Source organism: Hymenobacter crusticola (assembly GCF_002154225.1).
Taxonomy (GTDB): Bacteria; Bacteroidota; Bacteroidia; order Cytophagales; family Hymenobacteraceae; genus Hymenobacter; species Hymenobacter crusticola.
This window is the reverse complement of sequence record NZ_MTSE01000007.1, coordinates 355,488-364,611: the sequence shown is the minus strand read 5'-3', so window position 1 is coordinate 364,611 and position 9,124 is coordinate 355,488. Positions and strand designations below refer to the sequence as shown.

At 57.1% G+C, this 9,124-nt stretch carries 7 protein-coding genes; 3 read left to right on the top strand and 4 right to left on the bottom strand.

What is annotated here, in order from left to right:
- Nucleotides 1-41 precede the first annotated feature (41 nt).
- From treF to BXP70_RS15770, 4 genes are all read right to left on the bottom strand, one after another.
- Nucleotides 42-1,637, bottom strand: coding sequence for an alpha,alpha-trehalase TreF (gene treF / locus BXP70_RS15785; RefSeq protein ID WP_086595055.1), 1,596 nt, complete (start codon nucleotides 1,635-1,637; stop codon nucleotides 42-44).
- 57 nt (nucleotides 1,638-1,694) lie between these two features.
- The gene (locus tag BXP70_RS15780; protein WP_086595054.1) at nucleotides 1,695-2,084 is read right to left on the bottom strand and encodes a hypothetical protein; all 390 of its coding nucleotides are present in this window, start codon (nucleotides 2,082-2,084) and stop codon (nucleotides 1,695-1,697) included.
- Between the two features lie 234 nt (nucleotides 2,085-2,318).
- Nucleotides 2,319-4,433, bottom strand: a complete 2,115-nt coding sequence (locus BXP70_RS15775) for a M13 family metallopeptidase (RefSeq protein WP_245849648.1) — start codon at nucleotides 4,431-4,433, stop codon at nucleotides 2,319-2,321.
- A 104-nt stretch (nucleotides 4,434-4,537) separates the two neighbouring features.
- The gene (locus BXP70_RS15770) at nucleotides 4,538-6,634 is read right to left on the bottom strand and encodes a M13 family metallopeptidase (protein WP_086595053.1); all 2,097 of its coding nucleotides are present in this window, start codon (nucleotides 6,632-6,634) and stop codon (nucleotides 4,538-4,540) included.
- A 190-nt stretch (nucleotides 6,635-6,824) separates the two neighbouring features.
- Here BXP70_RS15770 and xseA point away from each other — a divergent pair, with 190 nt between their 5' ends.
- The 3 genes from xseA to BXP70_RS15755 all read left to right on the top strand — a co-directional run bounded on the left by xseA (nucleotide 6,825) and on the right by BXP70_RS15755 (nucleotide 9,118).
- Complete coding sequence (xseA, locus tag BXP70_RS15765) at nucleotides 6,825-8,369, top strand: exodeoxyribonuclease VII large subunit (RefSeq protein ID WP_086595052.1); 1,545 nt, start codon at nucleotides 6,825-6,827, stop codon at nucleotides 8,367-8,369.
- Nucleotides 8,366-8,599 (top strand): exodeoxyribonuclease VII small subunit, encoded by a 234-nt coding sequence (gene xseB, locus BXP70_RS15760; protein ID WP_086595051.1) that lies wholly within the window; start codon nucleotides 8,366-8,368, stop codon nucleotides 8,597-8,599. Before xseA ends, xseB begins: the two co-directional genes overlap by 4 nt.
- 120 nt (nucleotides 8,600-8,719) lie before the next feature.
- Complete coding sequence (locus tag BXP70_RS15755) at nucleotides 8,720-9,118, top strand: hypothetical protein (protein ID WP_086595050.1); 399 nt, start codon at nucleotides 8,720-8,722, stop codon at nucleotides 9,116-9,118.
- Nucleotides 9,119-9,124 lie beyond the last annotated feature (6 nt).

The window sequence follows — 9,124 nt, the reverse complement described above, 5'->3', positions numbered from 1 at the left end:
CCAACCCCTCCTTGAAAAAAGGAGGGGAGCTTAGCTGCTAGCTATTTTTTGACTTCCATCTTGTACTGATTGATAATCTTCAGTAGCACGCCATTGGTCCAGCCGAAGCCGTCTTGTAGCGGGTACTCCCCACCACCGGCTTTGATATTTGTATCCACCACGTTGTATTTCTCCAGAAGCTTGCCCGTTTGCTTGAACACGTTGATGTTCAGCGTTGCCCAGCGCTCAGCAATGGTGCGGGCTAAGGCGTGTTGCTGGTAACGCTCCAAGCCGCTGATGGCCATCCACTCTAGCGGGGCCCACGCGTTGGGGGCGTCCCACTGCTCGCCACTTTTGTTGAGCGTTGTCACGAGGCCCCCCGGCTTTAGAAAGTCTTTCTGCAACCCGGCAGCTACTTGCTTGGCTTGGCGCTGCGTCGCCAGCCCAAACGTCAGGGGGAAAGCCGCGGCGAGGGTGCGCACCGTAGCGCGGCGCTTAGCTACCCAGTTGTAGTCGACAAACCACCCTAGGTCTTTGTCCCAGAAGTAGGTTAGAATCGCCTTTTTTCGCTGTGCTGCTTTAGCTGTGAAAGCCGCTGCCTGGCTCCGGTTCCCTTGAATTTGGTAAGACCGCGCTAGCGTAGTTTCCAGGTGCCAGAGCAAACAGTTCAGATCGACCGGCAACAGGCTGGTAGTCTGAATGGAACCTAGGTTGCCAGCTGGCCCAAACCAGCGGCTGCTAAAATCCCAACCCGACGCGGCCGCCGCGCGGATGTTGCGGTAAAATTGATTTAAGGGCTGCGAACTGGTTTTGCCCGATGCCACATCCTGGGCGTAGGATTCCTCTCGGGGTTGGTCACTGGCATCCCAGTAGCGGTTTAGCAGCGTGCCGTTGGGAAGGCGCACAGCAGGTCCGTACGCCCGGCCAGGCTTGATGGTATCGGCGCCAGCCATCCAGTAGGCATACTCTTTCAGCATAGGTTCTTGGTAGCGCACGAGCACGGTGTCGCCCTCGGTTTGCGCTAGTAGTTCCACCATGTTGGCGAAGAACGGCGGCTGCGAGCGAGTCAGGTAATAGGTGCGGTTGCCGTTGGGAATGAACCCTACTTCGCGGATCAGGTGGGAGAAGTTGTTGAGAATGTGCCGCATCACGGTGTAGCGGTGGCTTTCCTGCAAACCGAGCATGGTAAAATATGAATCCCAATAGTAGACTTCCCGAAAACGCCCGCCTGGCACGATGTACGACTGCGGTAACGGAATGAGCGACGTCCCCTGAGTGACGGCCGGATCGGCGCGGCGCTCCAGCACCGTCCAGAGCGTATCGATGTGGTGGCGAATACCGGCGTCGATATTGCTCTGGTACTGCTTGGTTATTTCGCCCTGGTAAAGCTTTGTCACTTCGCCGGGCAGCTCAAAATACGTGAGGGTGAAGCGTCGCAAGTCAAACCCCTGCTGGCTCTTTTGCTGCTGGTAAGCCTCGCGAATGACCGATGGCGCGACTTTCGGTACGGCATCCACAAAGGTTTTCCCGTCGGAGAAGATGAGGCCGAGCTGGATGGCCTCGAACAGCTCCGGGTACAGCTGCCGTGGCGACTCGCGCTGGGCCTGCGTACCTAGGCTGACCAATACCAGAACTATAGCAAGCAATTTTCGCATCATAGGGATGGGTTTCGGGATGAGAAGTAGGTGTGGCAATAGAAGGTGCGCAGCCGGTTATTATTCCCGGCGGATACCAACTAGCTTCGTTTTGAGCGCATCGCCGGGCTCTTCTTTCAGCAAGCTGGGCAGTTCCTGGCGGGTATACCCTAGGGTCTGCGTGGCAGCGAAAAAATCGGCGCCGCTTACATCGGCGCCGGGCCGAGTCTCCTCTTTTCGGGCCGGGTGAAACAATGCGCTGTCGTTGGTTACGCGGTAGAGCTTATAGAAATAGTAGCGCCGGGCCGTGTCGCCGGTTGGGTGAAACTGGATGACGTAGACATCGCCCACTTTCGGGTCGCCGAGGTACTGCTGCGGATCGGTGGTATGCTGCTGACAGGAGGCTAACAGCCCGATTATCAATAACAACCCAAAATACCCACCTAGGTTTTTAGACAAATAACGCTTCATAGTTAAGGCAAAAAGAGAGCGACAATGCACGACGGTTTATCCAGCCTTATACGTATTCAACTGAAGAGTACTTCATTTCGAAAACATTTTCAGTTCTCGGCCACCTCGCGCCTTGCAAGCTAGGTTCATTAGGTGGGTCTGTTCCTCGGTACCTGGCCCGACACCTAGAGCACTAAAAAAGGCGGCCTGCCGTTGCAGTCCGCCTTTTCTGTCGTTCAAAAGCTAGGTTCCGGTCTACCAGATTTTCGCCCGCTTCTCAGTGGCACGCACCATCTTGGCGTCTTCCTTGCAGCCGAATGCTTCGTAGAACTGCGGCATATTTTGCAGCGGTCCAACGGTGCGGAATTCCTCGGGTGAGTGCGGGTCCGTTAGTACCTGCTGACGCACGTACTCAGGCCGGGCGTGCGCATGCCAAATCTGAGCCCACGCTAGGAAGAAGCGCTGCTCGGGCGTGTAGCCATCAATCTTGGTCTTGGGCTTACTGGCCATAGCTTTTTGCATGGCCGTGTAGGCGATGTTCAAGCCCCCTAGGTCGGCGAGGTTCTCACCCATGGTCAGCTTGCCGTTCACGTGCACCGAGTCCAGCGGGGTAAATGCGTCGAACTGGCTGCCCACGATGGCCGCCCGCTGGTTGAACTTATCCGCATCCTCCTTGGTCCACCAGTCGCGCAGGTTGCCGTTGGAGTCATACTGCCGGCCCTGGTCGTCGAAGCCGTGGGTCATTTCGTGGCCGATTACGGCACCGATGCCACCATAGTTCACAGCGTCGTCCGCGTTCGGATCATAGAACGGCGGTTGTAGAATGCCGGCCGGGAACACAATCTCGTTCATCGGCGGGTTATAATAGGCATTCACCGTGGGCGGGGTCATGCCCCATTCGTTGCGGTCAATGGGCTTACCTAGCTTGCTGGCATTATCATCAGAAGCCCAAATGCGTGCGGCTAATACGTTCTTCAGGTACGAATCGCGCGAAATGGTCAGCGTTGAGTAGTCTTTCCACTTATCGGGGTAGCCGATCTTGACCACAAAAGCGTTGAGCTTCTTCAGCGCCTCGGCCTTGGTGGCGGCACTCATCCACGTGTTCTGCTCAATGTGCTCGGCAAAAGCTGCCTTTAGGTTGTTGACTAGCGTCAACGCTTTCTGTTTGGCTTCGGGCGGGAAGGCTTTATCCACGTACACTTGTCCAAAAGCTTCTCCCAGCGCGCCATCTGTTGAGCGGATCATGCGCTTCCACCGGGGCTGCTGCTGCTTAGCACCCGATAGAGCTTGGTTGTAGCGGAAGGTTTCATCCACGTAGGCTTTGGGCAGTGCACTAGCTACCGAACTCACCATGCGCCACCGCAGGTAGGTTTTCCAATCGTTGAGCGGATCCCACTTCAGCACGTTGTTCGCATCCTGCAAGAAAGCCGGCTGCCCTACGATAACTTCTTTGGCATCACCTAGCTTTTCTTCAGCCAGCATCGTTTGAAGACCTAGGTTCGGATACTGCTTTTGCAGCTGCGCCATGGTCATCTTATTGTAGTTGGCGTACGGGTCGCGCAGATCGACGCGGCTCTTAGAAGCCTTCGCTAACCGCGTTTCGATGCGCATGATGGTCGAGGCGTCTTTGGTCGCGGCCGCTTCACTCTCCCCCATCAGCTTAAAGGTGTTGACCATGTACGTCACGTAGGCTGCGCGCACAGCCTTCGAGCGCGCATCATCCTTCAGGTAGTAGTCGCGGTCAGGCATCCCGAGGCCGCCCTGATAAATCTGCACCGCGTATTGCGTGCTGATCTTCTCGTCTTGGCCAACTCCCGTATTGAACAGGCTACCAACGCCCATGCGGTGGTGGCGGCCAATAACCTGTTGCAAGCCTTTCAAATCCTTGATGGCGGCGATGCGGTCCAATTCGGGTTTCAAATACGTTAGGCCCGCTTGCTCGATAGCCGCGGAGTCCATGGCGGAGGCGTAGAAGTCGCCTACCTTCTGGGCGTTGCTGCCCTTAGGAGCGTTGCGGTTAGCGGCAGCCTCGTCCAGAATCTGGCGCTGCACTAGCGCGTTCTTGTTACCTAGCTCATTGAAGCTGCCCCAGCGCGACTCAGAAGCCGGAATGGGATTGTTTTTCAGCCAATTGCCAGAAGCATACTGAAAGAAGTTGTCGCACGGCGACACCGACTTGTCGATGTTCTCGATGGCCAGTCCCACGCCTTTTACGTCAGCGGTGGCGGTGGTGCTAGCGGTGGGGTTTGTAGTAGCGGCTGGCGCAGTGGCAGTAGCAGCGGCCGGCGCGTTGGAAGAGTTGCCGGCGCAACTAGCCAGCGCCAACCCTGCCGCAACGGCAGCGAGAGTCAGGTGATTTCGGTTTTTCACAGATGAAAAGAAAGGAAAACGGATAATATGGGGAGAAGATAACACAAAAAGAGCGGCCCAGGAAGCTGAGCCGCTCTTTTGACGCTAAAAGCTAGGCTTTCCGGCTACCAAATTTTGGCGCGCATGTCGCCGGAGCGCACCATTTTGTCGCCCTCCTTGCAGCCGAAAGCCTTGTGGAACTCAGGCATGTTCTGCAGCGGACCGATGGTGCGGTACTGGCCAGGTGAGTGCGGGTCGGTCTGCATTTGTTGGCGCATGGCCTCCGGGCGCTGATTGACGCGCCAGATTTGAGCAAAATTCAAGAAGAAGCGCTGCTCGGGCGTAAACCCATCAATCGACTTACCAGCTTTGGCTTGGGGCGTCTTCATGAACGCGGCGTAGGCGATAGTGAGGCCACCAAGGTCAGCTAGGTTTTCGCCCATGGTCAGCTTACCGTTTACGTGGGCCGAATCCAGGGGAGAGAAAGCATCGAATTGCTTGCCCACCACATCGGCTTTGGTCATAAATTTCTCGCCGTCTTCCTTCGTCCACCAGTCGCGCAGGTTGCCTTGCGCATCTACCTTGCGGCCCTGATCATCGAAGCCGTGGGTCATTTCGTGACCAATGACAGCACCAATGCCGCCGTAGTTCACCGCATCATCGGCTTTGGGATCATAGAACGGGGGCTGCAGAATGCCGGCCGGGAAAACGATTTCGTTCAATGATGGGCTGTAGTAAGCATTCACAGTGGGCGGCGTCATGCCCCACACGGAGCGGTCGACGGGCTTACCAAACTTGCTTAGATTATCTTGGGTGCGCCACTCGGCGGCGGCAAACAAGTTATTAAGGTAGCTTTCGCGGGAAACTTTCAGAGCCGAGTAGTCCTTCCACTTGTCGGGGTAGCCAATCTTGACCACAAAAGCATTAAGCTTCTTCAGCGCTTCGGCCTTGGTGGCGGCGCTCATCCACTCAGTAGCCTGAATGCGTTCGGCGTAGGCTACGCGCAAGTTCTCAACCAACTGCTTGGCACGGGCTTTGGCCGCCGGGCTAAAGTCTTCGTCGACGTAAAGTTGGCCAAAGGCCTCGCCTAACGAACCATCTGTTGCCGCGAAGGCCTGGCGCCACCGGGGCAACGGCTGCTTGGCGCCGCTCAGCACCTTACTAAAATTGAAGGCTTCGTCTACATAAGCTTTTGGCAACGCCGACGAAACGGATTCCACCAAGTGCCAACGTAGGTACTGCTTCTGGTCGGCAATGGGTTCCTCCTTCAGCATGGCACTGGCTTCTTTCAGGTAATCGGGCTGGCCCACAATGATTTCCTTGGCACCGCTCAGGCCACTTTCCTTCAGACGCAGGGGAATGTTCAGGTTCGGGTAATTAGCCGCTACCTGCTCCACGGTCATCTTATTGTAGTTGCTTTCCCGGTCGCGCAAGGCTACTCGGTCGCGGCTGGCTTTCGCCATACGGGTTTCGAGGCGCGTCACGGCATCGGCATTTTTCTCAGCCGTGGCCTGGTCATCGCCTAGCAGCTTAAACACATTGACCTGATAAGTGCGGTAGGCAGCCCGGATCGTTTTGGAACGCGCATCCTCCTTCAGGTAATAGTCACGGTCGGGCAATGTGAGGCCTCCCTGGCTCATCTGCACTGCGTACACGCTGCTGTTCTTGCTGTCCTGGCCCACGCCTAGGCCGTACCAGCCCTTCCCAATATTTTTGGGGTCGGCGAGGTAGCGCTGCACACCGGCCACATCCTGGATAGCGTTTATTTGGGCCAGATGGGGCTGCAAATACTTCAAACCGGCTTTCTCCACAGCCACACTGTCCATGGCAGCTGCATAGAAGTCGCCCACCTTTTGCAGGTTGGAGCCGGGCTTAGCACTACGGTCAGCGGCGGCCTTTTCCAGAATGCGCCGGGCCACAACGCGGTTGCGGTTTCGTAGCTCGTTAAAAGAGCCCCAACTCGTTTCGGACGCGGGGATGGGGTTATTTTTGATCCAGTTGCCGTTAGCAAATTGGAAAAAATCGTCGCACGGCGCCACCGACTTGTCGATGTTCGCTAGGTTGATACCGACACCCGTTTGGCCCGTCGAGTTCTTGCCGGCGGTGGCAGTGGTTTTGGCAGCCGGTTTGGAGGCAGTTTTTTGTGCCATTGCCGTGCCGGCCGCCAAGCTTAGTACGGCGGCCGTTAGTGCCGTAATCGTTACGTTACTCCGTTGGGTCATGTGGGACTGGATTGAGAATGCGCGTTTTTAGATGAGGTTGAGAAACTAGAATCTCAAATTTAAGTGAATTTCACTTGCCAAAAAGGCCCTTTGTTGGTTATCTGAGTGGAGGCTAAAGACCCGTACCTAGGTTTGCCGTTGCACGCCGTTTCGCACTTTTCGCCGTCCGAATTCCGTACCTTGCCCCCTTATGCCGCCGCTGTTCAACCGTCGCCCCGAAATTGGTTTGCCTGCTTCGTTGCCGCCTGTAGCCTTGCCTTTGGCGGAGCTAATGGCCCGCGTGCGTCAAACCCTCACCGACCGCTTTGCCGAGTCGTACTGGGTGGTAGCCGAAATTGCCGACCTTACCCTCCCCCGCTTCGATGGTGCCCACTGCTACCTGGTCCTCACCGATCAGCACACCACGGGCCGTGGCGCACAACTTAAGGCGCAGGCGCGGGCCACCATTTGGAGCCAACGCTACCAGCAGCTCGCCCCCGCGTTTTTGGAGCAAACTGGCCAAGAGCTGCGCATTGGCATAAAAGTGATGCTGCGCGTGCAAGTGAAGTTTCACGAGCAGTATGGCCTGAGCCTCGACGTCGTGGCCATCGACCCGACCTACACCGTGGGCGACCTAGCTCGGCAGCGGCTCGAAACCATCCGGAAGCTCGAAGCCAAAGACTTGCTCGAACGCCAAAGGCGCCTCCCGCTGGCTATTGGGCCGCAGCGCCTTGCCGTAATTTCGTCGCCGACCGCGGCAGGCTTTCAGGATTTTATGCAGCAGCTCAGCGAGTCTGCTTACGACTTCAGCGTGGCCCTTTTCCCGGCCTCGATGCAGGGCGATGAGGCGCCCGCCAGTATTAGAGCGGCCTTGGATATGATTCGGCCGCAGCGCCGCACCTTCGATGTAGTTGTGATCATTCGCGGTGGCGGCGCCAAAACGGATCTGCTTGCTTTCGATGATTACGGCCTAGCTGCCGCCGTTGGTTCTTTTCCGATACCTGTCCTTACGGGCATCGGCCACGAGCGCGACGAAGCCGTGACGGATTTAACGGCGCACCTTTCGCTGAAAACCCCAACGGCCGTCGCCGCTTTCCTTACCGACCGGCTTGCGCGCCTCGATGCGGCGTTTGAAGGCTATGCCCTTCGCATTCGGGAGCTAGCCGCCGAACAACTTCAAGATGCGGCTGTTCAACTTCGCCGCCTTACGCTACGTACCCGCGAAACGGCTCAGGGGAAGCTAGGTTTGCACCGCACCGCGTTGCAGCAGCAGCTCCGCCAAGCGCGGGAAGTGCCCCATATCCACCTGCGCCGACAGCAACAGCACCTAGCCGCTCAGCGCCGCGCCCTGCACCGGGCCGCACGACAAGCGCTCCGGCAGCAACAAGGGCAGCTGCGCACGTTAGGCAAGCTGTTGGCGCGGCGGTTCCGGCACCTGCACCGGCGGCGCCGCGAGCAGCTGCTCCGCTACCGCTACGAGTTGCAGCTCGCTACTACACGCCAGGTGCACTTGGCAGAACTGCGCTTAGCCAGTGCTACGGCGTATCGCGTGCCTACCCAAGAGGTTGCCGCGCCGGACACTAGCTTTCAATTGCTGGATAATAACAACCAACCGCTTACCCCCGATCGGCTCCGCGCGGGCACGCATGTGCGCTTTCAGCTGACCAATGACTCGGTAGTGCTAGCGCGCATCATCGCCCGTTTGTCGTCGACGGACGGCCGTCCGGCTGCGCCCGATCTATTTTCTCAATCATGACCAACGATCAAACTTACCGCCAGACCATCGAAGAACTGGAGACCATTCTGCGTGCCCTTGAAAACGATACGGTAGACGTCGACGACCTCACGGCTCGGGTGCAGCGCTCGGCCGAGTTAATTCGCCTGTGCAAACAGAAGCTGCGTAACGCCGAAGCAGCCATCGACCAGGTGTTTGACACGCTTGACGAGGAGGACGACGCGGAGCCGAATGATCCCGCTGACCGCTAGCGTCTGCCTTGGCCTAGGTCGTGTGCATACTCCTGCATTGACCTCCGATAGATAACCTCCTATATTTGGGCATCTTAGAGACGATATACTTTATTTTTCTCACCTAACCTGCTCAACCCCATGTCATTCACCGGTACCGAAGGAGAGTCCATTGACCACAAGCTAGCCGGGCAATGGACCCGCAATTACCGCGAGGCTAACCCTGGCGAGATTCAAGGCCATTTCTTTGGCCACCAGATGCTGGAGAATATTCTTCAGCAGAAAGGCTGCATTGGTATTCGCATGTATTATGCGCTCGATGAGGACAGTAACCGTCACTTGGTGCTAGTGGGCGTCGATAAGAACCGCAACGACATGCTCAACGGTCCTACGGCCGCCGACGGGCAGGAAGATGTACCGGCCGCTGACGAGTTTGCCGCGAGTGCCCGCAACCCTATTTTCACGGCTAGTTACGTAGTAGGCAACGACGGCAAGCCCAGCCCACCGTACAGCAGCGACAATAATATTCTGAACAGTTAAGCTCGG